This window comes from Methylobacterium sp. P1-11 (genome assembly GCF_008329595.1).
In the GTDB taxonomy this organism is placed as follows: Bacteria; Pseudomonadota; Alphaproteobacteria; order Rhizobiales; family Beijerinckiaceae; genus Methylobacterium.
On the sequence record NZ_NPKS01000034.1, the window covers coordinates 47,353 to 67,216 of the forward strand.

Genomic DNA, 19,864 nt, shown 5'->3' on the forward strand with positions numbered 1-19,864 from the left:
CTCACTCTCGCCGAGCCCGTCGCGCGCAGATCGCGACGGGGCAGGGCCTTTGTCCAGTCCCCGCCCCGGCCGGGCGGCGCGCTCAACCGGCCAGCGGCACCTCCAGGCGGAAGCAGGTGCCCGTCTCCCGGGCCGGGATCGTCAGGCTGCCGCCGAGCTGGCGCGTGAGGCTGCCGACCACCCGCATTCCGAGGCTCTTCGAGGCGCGCCCGATCTCGAACCCCGCCGGCAGGCCGATCCCGTCATCGGTCACCTCGACCACGAGCCCTTCGGGCCGGCGCTCGGCGCGGACCCGGATCTCCCCGCCCGCCGGGTGCGTCTCGGGCGGGTAGGCGTATTTGAGCGCGTTGGTGACGAGTTCGTTGACCAGCAGGCCGATGGGGATCGCCCGGTCGGCCGAGATCCGCTGCGGGCAGGCCGTGCAGGCGAGCCGCTGGCCCGGCACGCCGCTGGCGAGGTTGGCCACCAGCTTCTCCAGGAAGGGGGCGAGGTCGAGTTCGCCCGGCACCCCCTCCCCGTCACCCTCCGCTTTGTCGCCATCCTTGTCACCTTGCCGCCAGAGCTGGTCGTGGACGCCCGCGATCGCCTCGACGCGGCTGCGCGCATCCGCCAGGGCCGTCTGCACGGCCGGGTCTTCGGCGGCCCGGGCCTGGAGGGCGAGCAGGCTCGCCACGATGGCGAGGCTGTTCTTGACCCGGTGGCTCATCTCGCGGGCGAGCAGGTCCTGCCGAGCGAGGGCGGCGCGCAGCAGGGTCTCGGTGCGCTGGCGCTCGATCGCGCCGCCGAGCAGGTTGGCGAAGCCCTGCATGAAGGCGATGTCGGCCTCCTCGAACATGCCCTCCCGGGTATCGTCCACCTCCAGCACCCCGAAGGCGCCGTCCCGATTCTCGATCAGCACGTTGATCGCCCGGCGGATGCCGTGATCGGCCATGAGCTGCGGCGTGCGGAACCGGGTCTCATCGGCGAGGTGGTTGGAGATCACCGGCCGGCCGGTCTTGAGGGCGAAGCCCGCCGGAGAGGCGAGGTCCGCCCCAATCCGGGCCTTCCCGATCACGTCGGGCCCCCAGCCGACGCCGGCCCGGACCAGCAGGGTGTCGGCACCGCGCTGATATTCCAGCGCCTTGCAGAACTCGGCGCCCATGCCCTGCGCGCACAGCTCCGCGGCCCGCTGCAGCAGGTGGTCGACATCGGTGCCGCGCAACGCCTCGACGCCGAATTCCGACAGGATCACCTGCTGGCGCAGGCGATAGTCGAGATCGGGCGGCGCGGGCGCGCGGAGCGTCTCGGGGCTGGGTTCCACTTCGGTCTGATCGGTCTGCGCATTCATGGAGGATGGCAGAGTAGCAGGAAGGCGGCCCCGGCGCGAAGCGTCGCCGCTCGGGTGCACCCGTCGTCGCACCCCTGCCGCCATCCGGAGCCCCAACGCTCCCGCGGCGTTCGTCGAACAGCCCGCGAGGAGTGCAGGGAGGCGCACAAGCATGGCCGACGACGTGAACGGACTCTCCGACAAGGCCCTCTCGATCTTCGCCTTCGCGGCCTATCACCGCCTCGTCAGCGGCGAGACGGTCACCTCGGTGATCCGTCGCGACGGCGCCGGCCACGAGGCCGATCCGGAGGGCGTGAAGGAGCTGGAGGCGCGCGGCCTCGTCACCGCCGGCGAGACCGCCATCGACCTCGGTGACGCCGCGCAAGGAGCGGTCGAGACGATGGTCACGGCCCTGCGCCGGTCGGTCGGGCGCTGAGGCTGGAATTCCGGCGGGGCAGGTCGATCCGGCTGCGGCATTCCGGCCGTGGATACCCGGGAACGCCCCTGCCCCGGCTCCGCTTTCCCCGCATCCGCGACGGAGACGCACATGACCGCCCAGGCGAAGGTGAAGGCTGGCGACGACGTGACCTACAAATGGGGTCAGGGCACCGTCTCGGGTGCGGTGACCAAGGTCCACACCCAGGACGTCAAGAAGACCATCAAGGGCAACACGGTGAAGCGCGAGGCTTCGAAGGCGGAGCCGGCCCTGGAGATCAAGACTGCCAAGGGAAAGACGGTGCTGAAGTCCGTCTCGGAAGTCACGGTCAAGTCCGCATAGGGGCGCGACCTGCGCGTACCGTGATCTTGCGCACATCACTTTGTGCTTACGGTCTCGCCGAGAGCGTGGCGGCGGCTATCTGTAACGGTTCCAGCCTTTGCAAGCCGGGACCCCCGCATGACCATTCCCCTCAGGCTCACCCTGAACGGGCAGCCGCGCGAGATCGCCCTCGACGATCCGCGGGTGACCCTCCTCGACCTCCTGCGCGAGCGCCTCGGCCTGACCGGCGCCAAGAAGGGCTGCGACCGCGGCCAGTGCGGCGCCTGCACGGTGCTGGTGGACGGACGGCGCATCAACTCCTGCCTGACGCTCGCCGCGAGCCTCGACGGCGCCGAGATCCTGACCATCGAGGGGCTCGCCGAGGGCGACCGGCTCCACCCGGTCCAGGCGGCCTTCATCACCCATGACGGCTTCCAGTGCGGCTTCTGCACTCCCGGCCAGATCATGAGCGCGGTCGGCCTGATCCGCGAGGGTCATGCCGGCACAGATCCCGAGCGCATCCGCGAGGGCATGAGCGGCAATCTCTGCCGCTGCGGCGCCTATGCCGGCATCCTCGATGCGGTTCAGGACGCGGCGGCCCGCACGGAGCACCGGGAGGACGCGGCGTGAGACGCTTCGATTACATCCGCCCCGCGAGCGTGCCGGAGGCCGTGGCGGCCGGGCAGGTTCCGGGCACCGCCTTCCTCGCCGCCGGCACCAACCTCGTCGACCTGATGAAGGGCGGCGTCGCGACTCCCGAGCGGATCGTCGACATCACCCGCCTGCCCGGCCTCTCGGCGATCGAGCGGTTGCCGGACGGCACCACCCGGGTCGGTGCCCTGGTGCGCAACAGCGACCTCGCCTATGACCCCGCCTTCGCCAAGGCCTACCCGATGGTGGCCGAGGCCCTGCTGGCCGGCGCCTCGGCGCAATTGCGCAACGCCGCCACGGTCGGCGGCAACCTGATGCAGCGCACCCGCTGCCAATACTTCACCGACGCGGTCTCGCCCTGCAACAAGCGCGCGCCCGGCTCCGGCTGCGCGGCTCTGGGCCACGCCACCCGCATCCACGCGGTCCAGGGCTGGAGCGAGCACTGCATCGCCACCCACCCGTCCGATTTCTGCGTGCCGCTCGCCGCCCTCGACGCGGTGGTGGAGATCACCGGGCCGGACGGCGCCCGGGAGGTGCCGCTGACGGCCTTTCACCTGCTGCCCGGCGACCATCCGGAGCGGGAGACCGACCTGCGGCCGGGCGAGCTGATCACCGCCCTGCGCCTGCCGCCTGAGGCGGCGTCCTTCCGGGGCCATGCCCGCTATCTCAAGGTCCGCGACCGCACCTCCTACGCCTTCGCGGTGGTCTCGGCGGCTGCCGCCCTCACCCTGGAGGCCGGCGGACGGATCGGGCAGGCCCGGCTGGCGCTCGGCGGGCTGGCGCTGAAGCCCTGGCGGGTGGCGAAGGCTGAAGCCGCGCTCGCCGGACAGGCACCCTCCCCCGAGGCCTTCGCACAGGCCGCTGCCGCGGCGCTGGCCGGCGCCAAGCCCACCGGCGAGGCCAACGCCTTCAAGATCGAGCTCGCCCGCCGGGTGGCGATCCGCGCGCTGACCCAGGCCGCCGCGGGCACGCCCGCCCGGATCCCGGCGCTCCCCGCCTCCCCGTTCGGCATCGTCTGAGGAGACCCGCATGACCGCGACCTCCAAGCCATCGAACACGCCCGCCTCGAACCTCCCCGCCGGCGCGATCCGCCACGGCTCCAGCATCGGCCAGCCGCTGACCCGGCGCGACGGCCCCCTCAAGGTGACGGGCCAGGCCCGCTTCTCCGCCGACAACCTGCCCCCCGAGACCCTCCACGCCGCGCTCTGCGTCGCCCGGATCGCCAAGGGCCGCGTCACCGGCCTCGACGTGGCCGCCGCCGAGGCCCATCCCGGCGTCGTCGCGGTGATGACGCCGCAGAACGCCCCGGCGCTCGCCAAGGACCCGGACGCCAAGGACGGGCCGTTCACGTTCCGCCTCGACCTCCTGCAGAACGACCGCGTCCGCTACGCCAACCAGCCCATCGCCGTGGTGATCGCCGAGACTCTGGAGGCGGCCACCGAGGGCGCCCGGCTGCTCGCCCCGACCTACGCGGCCGAGACGCCGCGGATCGGGCTCGATTCCGGCGCGGTCTTCACGCCGGATTCGGTCGGCGTCGGCGCGCCGCCGGTGGAGATTGACGGCGACGTCGAGGCCGGGCTCGCGGCCGCGTCCAAGACGATCGCCGCCACCTACGAGACGCCGGCCCAGTACCACAACGCCATGGAGCCGCACGCGGCCGTCGCCAGCTGGGACGGGAACCGGCTGACGCTGCACATGCCGACCCAGGCCCTCGCCATGTCGCAGGGGCGGCTCGCCGGGCTGTTCGGCATCAGCCCCGACGACATCCACATCGAGAGCCCCTATCTCGGCGGCGGCTTCGGCTCGAAGGGCGTGCCGGCCGGGCCGCAGGTGCTCGCCTGCATGGCGGCCAAGCTCGTCGGCAAACCGGTGAAGCTCGTGCCGACCCGGAGCCAGATGTACGGCCCGATGGGCCATCGCGGCCCGACCCGGCAGACGATCCGCCTCGGCGCCGACGCCGCCGGCAAGCTCACGGCGCTCGACCACCACATCCGCACCGCCTCGTCGAGCTTCGACGACTTCTTCGAGCCGGCGGGCCGGGCGACCAGCACCCTCTACGCCAGCCCCGCCATCGCCATCCGGCACGAGGCGGTGCGGCTCGATACCGGCACGCCCCTGTTCATGCGGGCGCCCGGCGAGGCTACCGGCAGCGTCGCCCTGGAGAGTGCGCTCGACGAGATGGCCTTCGCGCTCGGCATGGACCCGCTGGACTTCCGGCTCGCCAATTACGCCGAGGTCGAACCGATCACCGGCAAGCCGTTCTCGTCGAAGGCGCTGCGGGAATGCTACCGGCGCGGCGCCGAGGCCTTCGGCTGGGCCGGGCGCCCGCTCCAGCCCCGCCAGACGCGGGACCAGGACGGGTTCCTGGTGGGCACCGGCATGGGCACCGCGACCTTCCCGGCGCTGATCTTCGAGGGCATGGCCCGGGCCGAGATCCGCGCCGACGGCACCGGCACGGTGGAGCTCGGGGCGATCGACATGGGCCAGGGCTCGTGGACGGCGCTGGCCCAGATCGCCGCCGACGGGCTCGGGATCGGGATGGACGCCCTCACCTTCCGGATGGGGTCTTCCGACCTGCCGAATGCCGGCATCGCGGGCGGCTCGGGCCACACCGCGACGGCGGGCGGGGCGATCCACGCGGCCGCCGGCGACGTGATCCGCCAGCTCGCGGATCTCGCCACCAACGATCCCGCCTCCCCGCTCTACGGGGCCGGCAATGCCGGCGTCACCGCGGCGGGCGGCCGGCTCGCCCGGCGCGACGACCCGAGCCGGAGCGAGTCCATCACCGACATCCTCAGGCGGGCCGGCCGGGCCAGCATCGAGGGCCAGGGCAAGGCCGGCGCCGATCCGGCCGCGCAGGCCTCCTACGCCATGCACGCCCACGGGGCGGTCTTCGCCGAGGTGAAGGTCGATCCCGATCTCGGCCAGATCCGGGTGAGCCGCCTCACCGGCGCCTTCGCGGCCGGCCGGGTGATCAATCCGCGCCTTGTCCAGAGCCAGTATTACGGCGGGATGATCTGGGGCCTGTCCTTCGCCCTGCACGAGCGGGCCGAGATGGACCCGCGCACCGGCCGGTTCCTCAACGACAACCTCGCCGAGTACCACGTGCCGGTGAACGCCGACGTGCCCGCCCTGGAGGCGATCCTCGTCCACGAGGACGACGCGGTGGTGAACGCGCTCGGCGTGAAGGGGGTCGGCGAGATCGGCATCACCGGCACGGTGGGGGCCATCGCCAACGCGGTCTGGCACGCCACCGGCGTGCGGGTCCGCGAGATGCCGATCACCCTCGACAAGCTGCTGGGCTGATCGAACCGGTCGATCGCGCGCCGAACGCGGTCCGATCCCGTCCCGGGCGCGTCGCGTCGCCCGAGATTTTTTAGTATGGGGCATGCCACCCGGCGGCCGGCGGCCGCCGCAGCAGCGCGGAGACCGGCATGCCCCTCACCAGCGACATCGGCGGCGTCGTACCGATCGCGCCGACGCCGTTCCATCCGGACGGCCGGATCGACGAGGTCTCCCTCGACCGGATGACAGACTTCTTCGGGGCGGCCGGCGTCGACGGCCTGACGATCCTCGGCCAGCTCGGCGAGGCCGGCAAGCTCGACCACGCGGAGGGAATCGCGGTGGCGCGGCGCGTCCTCGGGCGCACCCGGCTGCCGGTGATCGTCGGCGTCACGGCGCCAGGCTTCGCGGCCATGCGGTCGCTCGCCCGGGAGGTGATGGAGCTGGGCGCGGCCGGCGTGATGATCGCGCCGCCCAACACGCTCCGCACCGACGACCAAGTGGTCGGCTATTTTCGGAATGCCGCCGAGGCCGTGGGCCCGGACGTGCCCTTCGTGCTTCAGGACTATCCCCTCACCTTCTCGGTCCAGATGACCCCCGGCGTGATCCGCCGGATCGTGTCGGAAAACCCCTCCTGCGTGATGCTCAAGCACGAGGACTGGCCGGGCCTGGAGAAGATCTCGACGCTGCGCGGCTTCGAGGCGGACGGCTCGATGCGCCACATCTCCATCCTGGTGGGCAATGGCGGCCTGTTCCTCGACTTCGAGACCGAGCGCGGCGCCGACGGGGCCAATACCGGCTACGCCTTCCCGGAGATGCTGGTCGACGTGGTCCGCCTCGGCCGGGCTGGCGAGCGCGACGCCGCCCACGACCTGTTCGACGCCCACCTCCCCTATCTGCGCTACGAGCAGCAGCAGGGCCCGCTGGGCCTCGCCGTGCGCAAATACGTGTTCATGCGGCGCGGGATTTTTTCATCCGACGCGCAGCGCAAGCCGTCGCAGGCCCTGACCGCCCAGGCGAAGGCCGAGGTCGAGTACCTGCTGGCCCGCCTCGCTCGCACGGATTCGCGGGCGCGGCTCGAGGCCTGACGCCCGGCACGCCCTGCCCCTCGCCTGGCCGGGAAAGGGGCAGGTCGACGGGGTCGGTCGGCGTCGCGCCGCTCGCCAGGACGATCGGTGCGGCTCCCATACGCCCGGGCTGGCTCTCACGCCCCCGTCCGCCCCTCCGGCTGCGGCGCGATCCGGTCGCCGTCGCGCAGGCCGGCCGGCGGGCCCACGACCACGCGCTCGCCTCCGCGCAAGCCCGACCGCAGCTCCAGTGCCGTCCGGGTCTGGCGGAAGATCGTGACCGGGCGCATCCGCACTACGGTGCTCCCGTCGGCCTCCGTCCCGACCACCGCCACGCGGGTCCCGTTCTGGTCGAAGATCAGGGCGTCGTTCGGCACCGTCACGGCGGGCGCGGTCCGCGGAATCTCCAGCGTGATGGTGATGTGGAGGCCCGCCCGCAGCGCGCCGTCCGGGTTGGGAATGTCGACCTGCGTCACCAGCGTGCGGGCGGCGGAGAGCAGCGTCGTCGACGAGCGCGAGACCGTGCCGGGGAAGACCTTCCCGGGAATCTGCGCCACCTCGACCCTGGCGTTGAGCCCGTCCTTGACGCCGTCGGCGGCGTAGAGCGGCACGTTCACCGCCATGCGCAGCACGTCGTCCCGCGCCAGCGTCAGGAGCGGCGCCCCCGTGTTGGTATCCGCCGTCACCGCGTCGCCGACGTCGTTGTTGCGGGCCGTGACCACCCCGTCGAAGGGCGCGCGGATCTCCTCGAAGCCGGTCAGGACCTTCAGGCGGGCGACCTGGGCCTCCTGGGCGGCGATGTTGGCCTCGGCGACCTTCACGGCGGCCTTGGCGGCGTCGACATTGGCGGTCTGCGCCAGCACCCCGGCCTGGGAGGTGTCGGCGTTCTGCCGGGTCTCGACCCCGGTGCCGGCCAGGGTCGAGGTCCGCCGGTTGGTCACGTCGGCGAGGTGCCGGTTGGCCTCGGCCTGGTCGACCATCGCGCGCGCCTGGATCCGCGCTGCCTGGAGCTGCAGCACCTGCGACTGCGCCTGGACCAGCTGCTGGTCGAGGTCGGGCGCGCTGATCCGGAACAGCAGGTCGCCCTTCTTCACGTGCGAGCCGAGATCGACCTCGCGCGCGACGATGTAGCCGGTCGCCCGCGGATAGAGGCTCGCCGTATCGAAAGCCTGGGTGGTGCCCGTCTGGGTCAGGCTCAGCGTATCGGAGGCCCTGGCCGCGAGGGCGACCCGCACGGTCGGCGGCTTCGCCTCGGCGGCCGGGGGCGGACTCGCCGCCCGGGACGCGTCCGGCCACAGGCGGTATCCGAGGAGGGCGAGGGCCGACAGCGCCAGCAGGGCGAGCCACCGGCGGCCGCGCGCGGGCGGGCCGGTTCCGTCCGCGGCTGAACTGTCCCGGTCCGCCATCCTCGCCCTCGGGTCGCGCCGCGCATCAACCGCCGATCGTGTCCGACGAACGGCCGGGACGCGCCCCGTGCCGTATTCAATTCATAGGCCGCGCGCGGGCTCCGGGCGAGATGCCGCAGCGCAGGATGCGGCATCTCGCCCGGAGCCCAGGGATCCTCCGGGTGCGCGACCGGTTCTCCTGGCACTGACAGGAACCGATCCATGATGACCGAGATCTCAAGGCGTGCGCTCATCGCGGCGGCCGGCGGCGCGATGGCGGCGACCTCGGCCGCGGCGCAATCCGCCGCTCCGGCCGCGCCGCTGCCCGAGCGCGGCGGCAAGGGCGCCGACATCCTCGGCCCGCAGAACCGGCCCCGGGCCGCCGAGGAGCCGTTCACCCTGGCCCCGCCCGCCACCGACCACGGCACGATGCCGAACCTGAAATGGTCATTCAGCGACAGCCACATGCGGCTGGAGGCGGGCGGCTGGGCGCGCCAGACCACGATCCGTGAGCTGCCGGTCTCGAAGGCCATGGCGGGGGTCAACATGCGGCTCAAGGGCGGTGCGGTCCGCGAGATGCACTGGCACAAGGAATCCGAGTGGGCCTACATGATCAAGGGCCGGGCCCGGATCACCGCGGTCGATCAGGACGGGCGCACCTTCGCGGACGATGTCGGCGAAGGTGACCTCTGGTACTTCCCGGGCGGCATCCCGCACTCGATCCAGGGGCTTTCCGCCGACGGGATCGACGGCTGCGAGTTCCTGCTCGTGTTCGACGATGGCGGCTTCTCGGAGGATTCCACCTTCCTGCTGACCGACTGGCTGGCGCACACGCCGAAGGACGTGCTCGCCAGGAATTTCGGCCTGCCCGAGAGCGCCTTCGCCAAGATCCCCGAGAAGGAGCTCTACATCTTCCCCGGCCCCCAGCCCGGCCCCCTCGCGGCCGACAGGATGGGCGGCTCGGGTCCGGTGCCGAAGACCTTCAGCCACAAGATGCTGGCCCAGGAGCCGGTCCGCACCAGGGGCGGGAGCGTGCGCATCACCGATTCCACGGTGTTCCCGGCTTCCGCGACGATCGCCGCGGCGCTGGTCGAGGTCGAGCCTGGCGGCCTGCGCGAGCTGCACTGGCACCCCAACGGCGACGAGTGGCAATACTACCTCTCCGGCCAGGGCCGGATGACGGTGTTCGGCTCCGAATCGAAGGCCCGCACCTTCGACTACCAGGCCGGCGACGTCGGTTACGTGCCCTTCGCCATGGGCCATTACATCGAGAATACCGGTGACACGACCTTGACCTTCCTGGAGATGTTCAAGAGCCCGCGCTACGCCGACATCTCCCTGACCCAGTGGCTGGCGCTCACCCCGCACCCCCTGGTGCAGGCCCATACCGGGCTGGACCCCAAGCTGGTGGAGGCCCTGCCGGAGACCAAATCCCCGGTCGTGCCGGGTTGACGCGGCCCGGAACCCGGACCGATCCTGGCGCGTCGACCCTGCGAGATCGCTCGTTCCCCGCACGGAGGGCCCCATGCACGCCGCGTCCCGCGCGCTCCTCGCTTTGGCGCTCGCCCTCCCGGCGGGCACCGCCTGGGCGCAGGTGCAGCAGAACGACCCGAACGCCGCCAACACCTCGTTCGCCCTGCAGGGCCAGATCCGCGCGTTTAACCAGCAGCGGATCTCGGACTTCAACACGCTGAACCAGACGATCCAGCGCAACGTCCAGTTCGACGCCTCCGGACCTTACCTGCCCTATCGGGGCATTCGCGCGGGCCGCCATATCGGCCGCCATGGGGTCGTGCGGCGCGGCGGCGGCGTCAACACGAGCGTCTGCATCGGCTGCTGACTCGGCTGCTGCGTGGCCGGGATATCCGCGCAGAGCGGGGAAAGCCCGAAAAAAAACCTTTTCCCGCGGGCACGCTTCGCCCAGAAGCTGGGCCCATGATGGCGTGCGCATGAATATCCTGCTGATCGGCTCCGGCGGCCGCGAGCACGCCCTGGCCTGGCGGTTGGCCCAGAGCCCGCTCTGCACCCGCCTGTTCACGGCGCCGGGCAATCCCGGCACGGCCCGCCACGGGATCAACCGCCCAGACCTCTCCGTCACGGACCACGCGGCCGTGGCCGCCTTCTGCGCCGCGGAGTCGATCGGCCTCGTGGTGGTCGGGCCCGAGGCGCCGCTGGTCGCCGGGCTTGTGGACGATCTGAAGGCCGCCGGGATCCGCGCCTTCGGGCCGACCCGCGACGCCGCCCGGCTGGAGGGCTCGAAGGGGTTCACCAAGGATCTCTGCGCCGCCTGCGGCATCCCGACCGCCGCCTTCGCACGCTTCACCGACCTCGAGCCGGCCCTGGCCTATGTCCGCCAGCGGGGGGCCCCGATCGTCGTGAAGGCCGACGGACTCGCCGCCGGCAAGGGCGTCACCGTGGCCGAGACCCTCGACCAGGCCGAGGACGCCCTGACCGCCCTCTTCGCGGATCCGGGCGCCGAGGTGGTGGTCGAGGAATGCCTGTTCGGCGAGGAGGCGAGCTTCTTCGCCCTGTGCGACGGCACGCGTGCCATTTCCCTCGGCACAGCCCAGGACCACAAGCGCGTCTTCGACGGCGACCGTGGGCCGAATACCGGCGGCATGGGTGCCTATTCCCCCGCCCGGGTGGTCACGCCGGAGATCGAAGCCCGGGTCATGGCCGAGATCATCGGCCCGACGCTCGCGGGCATGCGGGCCCGGGGCTGCCCGTTCACCGGCATCCTCTATGCCGGCCTGATGCTCACTGCCGACGGCCCCAAGCTCATCGAGTACAACACCCGCTTCGGCGACCCCGAGGCGCAGGTGCTGATGCCGCGCCTCGCCTCCGATCTGGTGCCGGCCCTGCTCTCGGCCTGCGAGGGCGACCTGTCCGGCGTGAGCCTGGAATTCGATTCCCATCGGGCGGCCCTCACCGTGGTGATGGCGGCGGCCGGCTATCCGGGGGCCGTGGTCCGCGGCTCGGTGATCCGGGGCGTCGAGGCCGCGGAGGGCGACGGGATTTACGTGTTCCAGGCCGGAACCCGCGCCGAGGACGGGCAGCTTCTGGCCGATGGCGGCCGGGTGCTGGCGGTCACGGCGCTCGGGGACAGCGTCACCGACGCCCAGGCCCGCGCCTACACGGCGGTGGCCCGGATCGACTGGCCGGAAGGCTTCTGCCGACGGGATATCGGGTTCCGGGCGGTGGCGCGGGAGGCCGGGCAGGGCTGAAATCCTGGTTTCAGAAGGTCTTCGACCTTTTGCGGGTCCAGGGCGGAGCCCTGGTGTCGGGCTTCGCCCGAATGTCGGGGCTCCGCCTCCGAACCCCGCCAAGGGCGCAGCCCTTCGGAAATCCGCTAGTCTCCGATCGCCGCGCCGGCCGGCCTCCGGTTGTCGTTGGCGCCGTAGAGCAGGCCCGGCCGCATCCGCTCGGTGCGCGAGGCGTCGTTGCCCGAGGAGGCCGCCTCCGGGGCCACCGGCGCGGCGCCGCGCACCGCGATGAGCTCCTGCGCGCCCCAGGGCTTCTGCTCGACGATCGTGTGGCCCATCCCCCGCAGGATGCCCTGCGTGTCCGCCGAGAGCGCGAAGGGCTCGGCGTAGACCGTGTCGGGCAGCCATTGGTGGTGGATGCGCGGGGCGTCCACCGCCTCCTGCGGCTCCATGCCGAAATCGAGCATGTTGATCAGCGTCTGCGCGTTGATCGTGATGATCCGCGAGCCCCCCGGCGAGCCGGCCACCAGCGCGACCTTGCCGTCGCGCAGCACGATCGTGGGCGCCATGGACGAGAGCGGGCGCTTGCCCGGCTGGATCGCGTTCTTCGTCCCCTGCACGAGGCCGAACAGGTTCGGAACCCCGGTTTTGACCGTGAAGTCGTCCATCTCGTCGTTCAGGAAGAAGCCCGTATCGGCGGCGATCACCCCGGCGCCGAAATAGCCGTTGATCGTATAGGTCAGCGAGACGGCGTTGCCGGCTTTGTCCATCACCGAGATATGGGTCGTCTCGGCCCGCTCCCGCGTCTCCAGGGCCGGATCCGGGCGGATCTCCGCCGACGGGGTCGCCCGGTCTGGACGGATCGAGGCCCGGAGCGTCTCCGCGTAGGCCGGCGACAGGAGCCGGTCGACCGGGTTTTTAACGAAGGCCGGGTCGCCGAGCAGCAAGTTGCGGTCGGCATAGGCGCGCCGCATCGCCTCGACCATCACGTGCACGGTCCGGGCCGCGTTGAACCCGGCGGCCCGCAGGTCGTAGCCGTCGAGGATGTTGAGGATCTCGCAGAGCGTGGTGCCGCCCGACGAGGGCGGGGGCGCCGACAGGATGGTGGCGCCCCGGTAGCGGCAGGTCAGCGGCTCGGATTGCGTCACCGTGTAGGCGGCGAAGTCGGAGGCTGTCAGGAGGCCGCCGCCCGCACGCGACGCCGCCTCCACGGCGTCCGGGATCGCGCCCCGGTAGAACGCGTCCGAGCCGTGGTCGGCGATCGCCTGGAGGGTGCGGGCGAGGTCGGGCTGGACCAGCCGATCCCCGGGCCGCCAGGGGCTTCCGTCCGGGCGCAGGAAGATGCGGGCGACGTTCGCCTGGGCGGCGAACAGCTTGGTGCCGGATTCGAGGATATCGGTGTCGCCCCGGGTCAGCACGAACCCGTCCCGGGCGAGCGCGATCGCCGGCGCCATCACCCGCGCCAGCGGCAGGGACCCGTACGCCGCGAGCGCGGTGTTGAGGCCGAGCACCGTCCCGGGTACGCCGGCCGCCTTCCAGCCGCGCAGGCTCGCGCCCTTCACGACGTTGCCGGCGGCGTCGAGATACATGTCTCGGGTGGCGGCCGCCGGGGCGGTCTCGCGGAAATTGACGAAGCGGCTGCGCCCGTCGGCGCTGTGGAGCACCAGGAAGCCGCCGCCGCCGAGGTTGCCGCAGCAGGGGTTCACCACCGCCTCGGCGTAGGCCACCGCCACCGCGGCGTCGACGGCGTTGCCCCCGGCCTTCAGGATGTCGGCGCCCACCTGCGAGGCGAGGCGCTGGGACGAGACCACCATCCCGTTCTCGGCCTCCACGGCCGGCCCCGAGGCGGCCCGGGCGGCGGGGCCTCCGAGGGTGAGGAGGGTGGCCAGGAGCAGCGCGCGTGCCGGTGCGATCATCGGTGCGATCATCCCTGCCTTCTCCGGTGCGGATCCCGCACCGCCATATAGGGGACGGCACGCAGGAGTCGCGGCTCGCATGCGATCACCTCATCCTGAGGTGCTGCGAAGCAGCCTCGAAGGAGGGCTCCTTCGAGGCCTGCTGACGCGGGTGCCTCAGGATGAGGGGGGATGGGCGGGAAAGGCCCGGCTGTCCGGCTCGGCCTCAGCCGTTGCGGAACGTGTAGCTGTAGCCGTTCAGCGCCGGCGCGCCGCCGAGATGGGCGTAGAGCACCTTCGAGCCCTTCGGGAAGAAGCCCTTCTTCACGAGGTCGATCATGCCCTGCATCGACTTCCCCTCGTAGACCGGGTCGGTGATCATCCCCTCGAGCCGCGCCGAGAGCCGGATCGCCTCCACGGTCTCCTGCGAGGGCACGCCGTAGACCGGGTAGGCGTAATCCTCGTTGAGCACCACGTCGTCGGCCACGATATCGCCCGCGCCGACGAGTGCGGCGGTGTTCTGGGCGATGTCGAGAACCTGGGCCTTGGTCTGGGCGGGAGTGCAGGAGGCGTCGATGCCGATGACGTTGCGGGCGCGGCCGTCGGCGGAGAAGCCGACCAGCATGCCGGCATGGGTCGAGCCCGTGACCGTGCAGACCACCACGTAATCGAAGCGCAGGCCCATCTCGGCCTCCTGCCTGCGGACTTCTTCGGCGAACCCGACATAGCCGAGCCCGCCATATTTGTGCACCGAGGCGCCGGCCGGGATCGCGTAGGGCTTGCCGCCCTCGGCCTCGACCTCGGCGAGCGCCCGCTTCCACGAATCGCGGATGCCGATGTCGAACCCGTCATCCACGAGCTGCGTCTGCGCGCCCATGATCCGCGACAGGAGGATGTTGCCGACCCGGTCGTAGACGGCGTCCTCGTGGGGCACCCAGGCCTCCTGGATCAGCCGGCACTTCATCCCGATCTTGGCGGCGACCGCCGCGACCATGCGGGTGTGGTTCGACTGCACGCCGCCGATCGACACCAGGGTGTCGGCGCCGCTCTTGATAGCGTCCGGAACGATGTACTCAAGCTTGCGCAGCTTGTTGCCGCCATAGGCGAGACCGGAATTGCAATCCTCGCGCTTGGCGTAGAGCTCCACCTCCCCGCCGAGATGCGCGGTCAGGCGCTTGAGCGGCTCGATCGGCGTCGGGCCGAAGGTCAGGGGATAGCGCTCGAATTTGTCCAGCATCGGGTCTCTCCGGGTCTCGGGGCGCGGCCGGGGCAGGAGCGGTCTCCGTCCGGCCAGCTGCGTCGAAGCGGGGATCCGGAGCAGTCACCGGACCAAGCCGGGGCGTCTCCGAAGCACGGCAGACATCTATCCGAATTCGTCTGAAAGGTGCTCTCGATCTTCGAGCCTTGGCGGAGATGATCGTCCGCTGTTAAGCAGGATCATGAGGTAACATTCCTGTTACTGCCTTCAAACTGAAAGAATCCGCCATGTCCGAAGGGCTCGACCGGATCGACCAGAAGATCCTCCGTCTCCTCCAGGCGGACGGGCGCATGGCCAATGCCGAGATCGCCGAGCGGGTCGGCACCAGCGCGGCCACCTGCCACCGCCGGATCCAGCGCCTGTTCGCCGACGGGTTCGTGCGGGCCGTCCGGGCGCTGATCGACCCGATGCGGGTCGGACGCGGCACCCTGGTCTTCGTCGGCGTCGTGCTCGACCGCTCCACTCCCGAGAGCTTTTCCGAATTCGAGGCCGCCGTGCGGGCGATCCCCGTGCTCCTCGACTGCCACCTCGTGGCCGGCGACTTCGACTACATGCTGAAGATCCGGGTCTCCGACATGGCTGACTTCAACCGCCTCCACAGCGCCACGCTGATCGGCCTGCCGGGGGTGCGCCAGACACGGACCTTCTTCGTGATGAAGGAGGTGATCGACAACGCGCCCCTCGACCTGTGACCGTGTCACGATCGGGCTCTCCGATCCGGACGTTGCCTGAGATGCCCGGCGAGCGAGCCTCGAAGGAGCCCTCCAGCCGGCCGCGCCAGCCCTGGAGCCCGCCTTCTCCGGACGTTGCCTGAGATGCCCGGCGAGCGAGCCTCGAAGGAGCCCTCCAGCCGGCCGCGCCAGCCCTGGAGCCCGCCTTCGAGGCCTCCGCCGCGCTCCGGCACCTCGGGACGAGGCCGGGGACGAGGCCGAGGACGAGCGTGGCCGGCTGCTGGAGAGGCGCCGACTCCCGCCTACCCCTCCCCGCGCCGCTGCTTGCGCAGCGCTTCCCACCTGTCGAGGCGCTCGGCCAAGCGGCTCTCGTAGCCGCGCTCCGTGGGCTGGTAGAGGTGCTGGCGCCCCAGCGCGTCCGGCCAGTAATCCTGGCCCGAGAAGGCGTCGGGCTCGTCGTGGTCGTAGCGGTAGCCTTCGCCGTAGCCGATCCGCTTCATCAGCTTGGTCGGCGCGTTGAGGATGGTGCGCGGCGGCGGCAGGGATCCCGCCTCCTTGGCGAGCCGGGTCGCGGCCTTGTAGGCCTCGTAGACCGCGTTCGATTTCGGCGCGCAGGCGAGATAGATCGCCGCCTGGGCGAGCGCCAGTTCGCCCTCCGGGCTTCCGAGGAAGTCGAAGGCGTCCTTGGCGGCGTTGGCCACCACCAGGGCCTGCGGGTCGGCGAGCCCGATATCCTCCACCGCCATGCGGACCAGCCGGCGGGCGATGAACAGCCGATCCTCGCCGGCATCGAGCATCCGGCAGAGATAGTAGAGCGCCGCGTCCGGATCCGAGCCGCGCACGGTCTTGTGCAGGGCCGAGATCAGGTTGTAGTGGCCCTCCTGCGCCTTGTCGTAGATCGGCGCCCGCCGCTGCACGATCGCCTGGAGCGCCTCGGCGTCGAGAATCTCGCCCGCTTGCGCCGAGCGCCAGACCTCCTCCGCCAGAGTCAGGGCCGCCCGGCCGTCGCCGTCGGCCATGCGGACCAGCACGCCCCGGGCCTCCTCGGTGAGCGGCAGGGCCTGACCGGTCAGCGCCTCGGCCCGGACCAGGAGGCGCGCGACGGCGCCCGGGTCGAGGGCCCGGAACAGCAGGACCCGGGCCCGGGACAGGAGCGCGGCGTTCAGCTCGAAGGAGGGATTCTCCGTCGTGGCGCCCACCAGCGTGACGGTCCCGTCCTCCATCACCGGCAGGAAGGCGTCGAGCTGCGCCCGGTTGAACCGGTGGATCTCGTCCACGAACAGCAGGGTCGCCTGCCCGGTCGTTCGGCGCCTGCGCGCCGCCTCGAACACCTTGCGCAGGTCGGGTACGCCGGAAAAGATCGCCGAGATCTGCTCGAAATGCAGGTCGGTGCCCTGAGCGAGCAGCCGCGCCACCGTGGTCTTGCCGGTGCCGGGTGGCCCCCAGAAGATCAGCGAGCCGAGGCTGCGGCCGCGCAGCAGGCGGGTGAGCGCCCCGCCCTCCCCGGTCAGGTGCTCCTGGCCGACGACCTCGGCGAGACTCTGCGGACGCAGCCGGTCCGCCAGCGGGCGGGCGGCCTCAGGGCCGGACGCGCGGCCGGGATCCGGCGCGGAGGGCGGCTCCGCGGAAGCGAACAGGTCGGACATCTGCGCATCAACACCGGGGCCGAGCCCCGGCGCAAGCCGGCCGGCCGCGATCGCGCGGGATCAGCCCCCGAAGACCGAAGTCAGGATCTCGCCGTTGCGGTTGATCGCGACCTCCCAGGAATTGAGGCTGTTGCGGGTGACCCGGTCGAGATCCTTGGTGGTCGCCATCGGCACGCCGTTGACCGCCACGATCACGTCGCCCTTCTGCAGCCCGACCCGGGCGGCGACGGAATTCTCGTCCACCGCCTGCACGGCCACGCCCTCGGCCGGGAAGTCCACCTGCATCTCCTCGGCGACCGCCGGTGAGGTGTTGACGAGCGTCGCGCCCAGGAAGGGCGAGCGGGTCTTCACCTTGAGCACGTCCCGCGGGCGCGTCTCCGGAGCCGGAGCGAGCTTGACCGAGACCGTCTGCCGGGTCGTGCCGCGCAGGATCCCGAACCGGGCCTGGCCCTGGACGCCCTTGAGGGCGAAGCGGTAGCCGAAGGCCTCCGGGTCGGCCACCTCCTGGCCGTCGACCGTGAGAACGAGATCGCCGCGCTTCAGGCCCGCCTCCTCGGCCGGGCTCTTGGGCTGGAGGCTCGCCACCAGCACGCCGGTCGGGTGATCGAGGCCCATGCTGTCGGCGATGTCGGGGGTGACGCTCTGGATGCGCGCCCCGAGCCAGGGCCGGCGCACGACGCTCGCCCCGTCCCGGGCGGCGTCGACCACCGCCTTGACCATCCCGACGGGGATCGCGAAGCCGATGCCGTGGCTGCCGCCCGATTGCGAGTAGATCGCCGTGTTGATGCCCACCAACTGGCCGCGCAGGTCCACCAGCGCGCCGCCGGAATTGCCCGGGTTGATCGCCGCGTCGGTCTGGATGAAGTACTGATAATCCGCCGAGCCGACCTGCGTACGCGCCAGCGCCGAGACGATGCCCTGGGTCACCGTCTGGCCGACGCCGAACGGGTTGCCGATCGCCATGACGAAGTCGCCGACCTCCAGGGCGTCGGCATCGCCGAACGGCATCGGCACCAGGCTCTTCGGCGGTTCCTTGATCTTGAGCACCGCCAGGTCGGTGCGGGTGTCGCGCATCACGATCGTGGCCTCGAACTCGCGGCGATCCGCGAGGGCGATCCGCACCTCGTTCATGTTGTCGATGACGTGGTTGTTCGTGATCACGAGGCCGTCGGCATCGACCAGCACGCCCGAGCCCAGGGATCGCTGCGCCCGGTCACCCCGGGGGCCGCGGCCGCCCTCCGGCTCGCCGAAGAAGCGGCGCATGAACTCCTCCATGGCGCTGGTGCGGGCGCTGGAGCGCTTGTCCACGTGGGACGCGTAGACGTTCACCACCGAGGGCGCGGCCCGTTTCACCACGGGGGCGAAGGAGAGCTGCACGTCGGCCTTGCTGAGCGGCACGGCCTTCGCGGTACCGTCCTTCGCAGGCTCCCGGGTCTCCGTTCGCGCCATCTGCGCTGCGGCCGGGCTGGCAGCCAGCAGGGCTGCGACGAGGGCGGGCAGGGCGAGGCGGGTCAGCATGCGGGGCTCCGGCGTCTGGGCGGGTGCGCCGTCCAGGCCGAGAGAAGGCAGGCGCACCGTGCGGCCTCACGCTATCGAGGCCGATTGCGGCAGGCCGACGACACCGTCGCCGCACGCGGATCGCATCGGTGTCAGACGGCTTCCTTGCTGCGGCTCCGGCGCTTTCCGGTGGGCTGGGGCGCGGGCGCCGGATCCGGCGCGGGCTCGGCGACCGGCCCGCGGGGCTGCCCGAGGCCCAGGGAGCGGGCCAGCTGGGAGCGCTGCTCTGAATAGCTCTGGGCCGTCATCGGGTAGTCGGGGGCGAGGCCCCACTTCGTCCGGTAGGCCTCCGGCGTCAGGCCGCGCAGGGTGAGATGGCGGCGCAGCGTCTTGTAAGGCTTCCCATCCTCGAACGAGATCAGGAAATCGGGAGAGATCGAGCGCCGTATCTCCTGGGCGGTCGCCTTGGCGGCCGGCGGCTTCTGGCTGGCGTTGCAGATCCCCCGGATCGCCGTGTGGACCTCGTCGAGGAGGCCGGGCAGATCCGCGCTCTGCACGTGATTGTGGCTCACATAGGCAGAGACGATCTCGGAGGCGAGGGTGACGAAGCGGAGGGAGCCGCCGTTCGACTGAGCCATGTCTCGTGCGCTGCCTTCTCGTGATGACGAAACTCGCCAGAACGCAAGCACGGCGCCGCGATTCGGACGCCTGATACAATCGCATTCGGAAGATGGGTCAAGTCTTAAATTCGGAATTCGGGTATACGATCCCAAGTAGCGCAATAAGAGTGATTTTGATCGCTCAACCTCAAGGAGTAATGCCCGCCAAGGCGTCGCTTGTGCGCAATCGATATTGCCGAATTATCCTTCCTTGCCTGCGCCGCCTGCCCTCTACAGCCGATGGCGCGACGTGGCGCAGGCTATAGAGCTTTCGCGGCCTTGATGACCCGCGCTTTGTGGGCTCCGGATGTGACTGAGGCCGCCATCACAGGTGGATAAGGACAACTCAAGCGTGCCTTGCCCGGCCGGCGAGACACCTCGGTCCTGGAAGGAGGATCGGGACGCGCAGACCGAACCGATCAGAGGCCGAAGCGGCCCAGGCCGGCGGGCGTAGGGCTGTTTGGCCAAAGAAAAACCCGCCGCGCTTGTGAGCGCGGCGGGTTTTGCGTGTCGGGATTTGGTTGCGGGGACAGGATTTGAACCTGTGACCTTCAGGTTATGAGCCTGACGAGCTACCGGGCTGCTCC

The 19,864-nt window shown here is 71.2% G+C and carries 17 protein-coding genes; 10 read left to right on the plus strand and 7 right to left on the minus strand.

The annotated features are described in order from the left end of the window. Positions 1-82: 82 nt before the first annotated feature. Positions 83-1,327 carry a histidine kinase dimerization/phosphoacceptor domain -containing protein gene (locus tag CIW48_RS26495; RefSeq protein ID WP_149313419.1) on the minus strand — a complete coding sequence of 415 codons (1,245 nt, stop codon included), beginning with the start codon at positions 1,325-1,327 and terminating at the stop codon, positions 83-85. Positions 1,328-1,478: 151 nt separating this feature from the next. Between CIW48_RS26495 and CIW48_RS26500 the strand changes: the two genes are divergently transcribed. The 6 genes from CIW48_RS26500 (at position 1,479) to CIW48_RS26525 (ending at position 7,084) form a co-directional block, all read left to right on the plus strand. Further along, positions 1,479-1,742: a hypothetical protein gene (locus CIW48_RS26500; protein ID WP_149313420.1), complete on the plus strand. Its 264-nt coding sequence runs from the start codon at positions 1,479-1,481 to the stop codon at positions 1,740-1,742. Between the two features lie 111 nt (positions 1,743-1,853). After that, positions 1,854-2,084 carry a DUF2945 domain-containing protein gene (locus tag CIW48_RS26505; protein ID WP_149313421.1) on the plus strand — a complete coding sequence of 77 codons (231 nt, stop codon included), beginning with the start codon at positions 1,854-1,856 and terminating at the stop codon, positions 2,082-2,084. A gap of 117 nt (positions 2,085-2,201) precedes the next feature. Further along, complete coding sequence (locus tag CIW48_RS26510) at positions 2,202-2,693, plus strand: (2Fe-2S)-binding protein (protein ID WP_149313422.1); 492 nt, start codon at positions 2,202-2,204, stop codon at positions 2,691-2,693. Continuing rightward, entirely contained in the window at positions 2,690-3,733 is a 1,044-nt protein-coding gene (locus tag CIW48_RS26515) for a xanthine dehydrogenase family protein subunit M (RefSeq protein WP_149313423.1), read from the plus strand. Before CIW48_RS26510 ends, CIW48_RS26515 begins: the two co-directional genes overlap by 4 nt. Positions 3,734-3,743: 10 nt before the next feature. Next, positions 3,744-6,020, plus strand: a complete 2,277-nt coding sequence (locus tag CIW48_RS26520) for a xanthine dehydrogenase family protein molybdopterin-binding subunit (protein ID WP_149313424.1) — start codon at positions 3,744-3,746, stop codon at positions 6,018-6,020. A 128-nt stretch (positions 6,021-6,148) separates the two neighbouring features. Beyond that, positions 6,149-7,084, plus strand: coding sequence for a dihydrodipicolinate synthase family protein (locus CIW48_RS26525; RefSeq protein WP_149313425.1), 936 nt, complete (start codon positions 6,149-6,151; stop codon positions 7,082-7,084). Positions 7,085-7,200: 116 nt separating this feature from the next. Here CIW48_RS26525 and CIW48_RS26530 read toward each other — a convergent pair whose 3' ends face one another. Continuing rightward, the gene (locus CIW48_RS26530; RefSeq protein ID WP_149313426.1) at positions 7,201-8,469 is read right to left on the minus strand and encodes an efflux RND transporter periplasmic adaptor subunit; all 1,269 of its coding nucleotides are present in this window, start codon (positions 8,467-8,469) and stop codon (positions 7,201-7,203) included. Positions 8,470-8,673: 204 nt separating this feature from the next. Here CIW48_RS26530 and CIW48_RS26535 point away from each other — a divergent pair, with 204 nt between their 5' ends. From CIW48_RS26535 to purD, 3 genes are all read left to right on the plus strand, one after another. Further along, a complete protein-coding gene (locus tag CIW48_RS26535; protein ID WP_149313436.1) occupies positions 8,674-9,900 on the plus strand; it encodes an oxalate decarboxylase family bicupin in 1,227 nt (408 codons plus the stop codon). A 73-nt stretch (positions 9,901-9,973) separates the two neighbouring features. Further along, the gene (locus tag CIW48_RS26540; protein ID WP_149313427.1) at positions 9,974-10,288 is read left to right on the plus strand and encodes a hypothetical protein; all 315 of its coding nucleotides are present in this window, start codon (positions 9,974-9,976) and stop codon (positions 10,286-10,288) included. Positions 10,289-10,397: 109 nt separating this feature from the next. Beyond that, a complete protein-coding gene (gene purD / locus CIW48_RS26545; protein ID WP_149313428.1) occupies positions 10,398-11,672 on the plus strand; it encodes a phosphoribosylamine--glycine ligase in 1,275 nt (424 codons plus the stop codon). 125 nt (positions 11,673-11,797) lie between these two features. Here the strand turns inward: purD and ggt are convergent, their stop codons facing one another. Then, positions 11,798-13,567, minus strand: a complete 1,770-nt coding sequence (gene ggt / locus CIW48_RS26550; RefSeq protein ID WP_149313437.1) for a gamma-glutamyltransferase — start codon at positions 13,565-13,567, stop codon at positions 11,798-11,800. A gap of 205 nt (positions 13,568-13,772) precedes the next feature. Beyond that, on the minus strand, positions 13,773-14,783 hold the full coding sequence (locus tag CIW48_RS26555; protein ID WP_149313429.1) for a 1-aminocyclopropane-1-carboxylate deaminase: 1,011 nt from the start codon (positions 14,781-14,783) through the stop codon (positions 13,773-13,775). A gap of 248 nt (positions 14,784-15,031) precedes the next feature. Here CIW48_RS26555 and CIW48_RS26560 point away from each other — a divergent pair, with 248 nt between their 5' ends. Continuing rightward, positions 15,032-15,496: an Lrp/AsnC ligand binding domain-containing protein gene (locus CIW48_RS26560; RefSeq protein ID WP_043385985.1), complete on the plus strand. Its 465-nt coding sequence runs from the start codon at positions 15,032-15,034 to the stop codon at positions 15,494-15,496. Positions 15,497-15,777: 281 nt separating this feature from the next. On the opposite strand, the gene CIW48_RS26565 is transcribed toward CIW48_RS26560, so the two are convergent. The 3 genes from CIW48_RS26565 to CIW48_RS26575 form a co-directional block, all read right to left on the minus strand. Further along, a complete protein-coding gene (locus tag CIW48_RS26565) occupies positions 15,778-17,121 on the minus strand; it encodes a replication-associated recombination protein A (RefSeq protein ID WP_149313430.1) in 1,344 nt (447 codons plus the stop codon). Positions 17,122-17,181: 60 nt separating this feature from the next. Then, entirely contained in the window at positions 17,182-18,639 is a 1,458-nt protein-coding gene (locus CIW48_RS26570; RefSeq protein WP_149313431.1) for a Do family serine endopeptidase, read from the minus strand. A gap of 131 nt (positions 18,640-18,770) precedes the next feature. Beyond that, positions 18,771-19,256 carry a MucR family transcriptional regulator gene (locus CIW48_RS26575; RefSeq protein ID WP_149313432.1) on the minus strand — a complete coding sequence of 162 codons (486 nt, stop codon included), beginning with the start codon at positions 19,254-19,256 and terminating at the stop codon, positions 18,771-18,773. Positions 19,257-19,864 lie beyond the last annotated feature (608 nt).

Coding starts and splice junctions, on each gene's coding strand:
- CIW48_RS26575 (WP_149313432.1), bottom strand. CDS start 19,256: ATGGCTCAGTCGAACGGCGGCTCCCTCCGCTTCGTCACCCTCGCCTCC.
- CIW48_RS26565 (WP_149313430.1), bottom strand. CDS start 17,121: ATGTCCGACCTGTTCGCTTCCGCGGAGCCGCCCTCCGCGCCGGATCCC.
- CIW48_RS26560 (WP_043385985.1), top strand. CDS start 15,032: ATGTCCGAAGGGCTCGACCGGATCGACCAGAAGATCCTCCGTCTCCTC.
- ggt (WP_149313437.1), bottom strand. CDS start 13,567: ATGATCGCACCGGCACGCGCGCTGCTCCTGGCCACCCTCCTCACCCTC.
- CIW48_RS26535 (WP_149313436.1), top strand. CDS start 8,674: ATGACCGAGATCTCAAGGCGTGCGCTCATCGCGGCGGCCGGCGGCGCG.
- CIW48_RS26530 (WP_149313426.1), bottom strand. CDS start 8,469: ATGGCGGACCGGGACAGTTCAGCCGCGGACGGAACCGGCCCGCCCGCG.
- CIW48_RS26520 (WP_149313424.1), top strand. CDS start 3,744: ATGACCGCGACCTCCAAGCCATCGAACACGCCCGCCTCGAACCTCCCC.
- CIW48_RS26525 (WP_149313425.1), top strand. CDS start 6,149: ATGCCCCTCACCAGCGACATCGGCGGCGTCGTACCGATCGCGCCGACG.
- CIW48_RS26495 (WP_149313419.1), bottom strand. CDS start 1,327: ATGAATGCGCAGACCGATCAGACCGAAGTGGAACCCAGCCCCGAGACG.
- CIW48_RS26570 (WP_149313431.1), bottom strand. CDS start 18,639: ATGCTGACCCGCCTCGCCCTGCCCGCCCTCGTCGCAGCCCTGCTGGCT.
- CIW48_RS26500 (WP_149313420.1), top strand. CDS start 1,479: ATGGCCGACGACGTGAACGGACTCTCCGACAAGGCCCTCTCGATCTTC.
- CIW48_RS26540 (WP_149313427.1), top strand. CDS start 9,974: ATGCACGCCGCGTCCCGCGCGCTCCTCGCTTTGGCGCTCGCCCTCCCG.
- purD (WP_149313428.1), top strand. CDS start 10,398: ATGAATATCCTGCTGATCGGCTCCGGCGGCCGCGAGCACGCCCTGGCC.
- CIW48_RS26510 (WP_149313422.1), top strand. CDS start 2,202: ATGACCATTCCCCTCAGGCTCACCCTGAACGGGCAGCCGCGCGAGATC.
- CIW48_RS26555 (WP_149313429.1), bottom strand. CDS start 14,783: ATGCTGGACAAATTCGAGCGCTATCCCCTGACCTTCGGCCCGACGCCG.
- CIW48_RS26505 (WP_149313421.1), top strand. CDS start 1,854: ATGACCGCCCAGGCGAAGGTGAAGGCTGGCGACGACGTGACCTACAAA.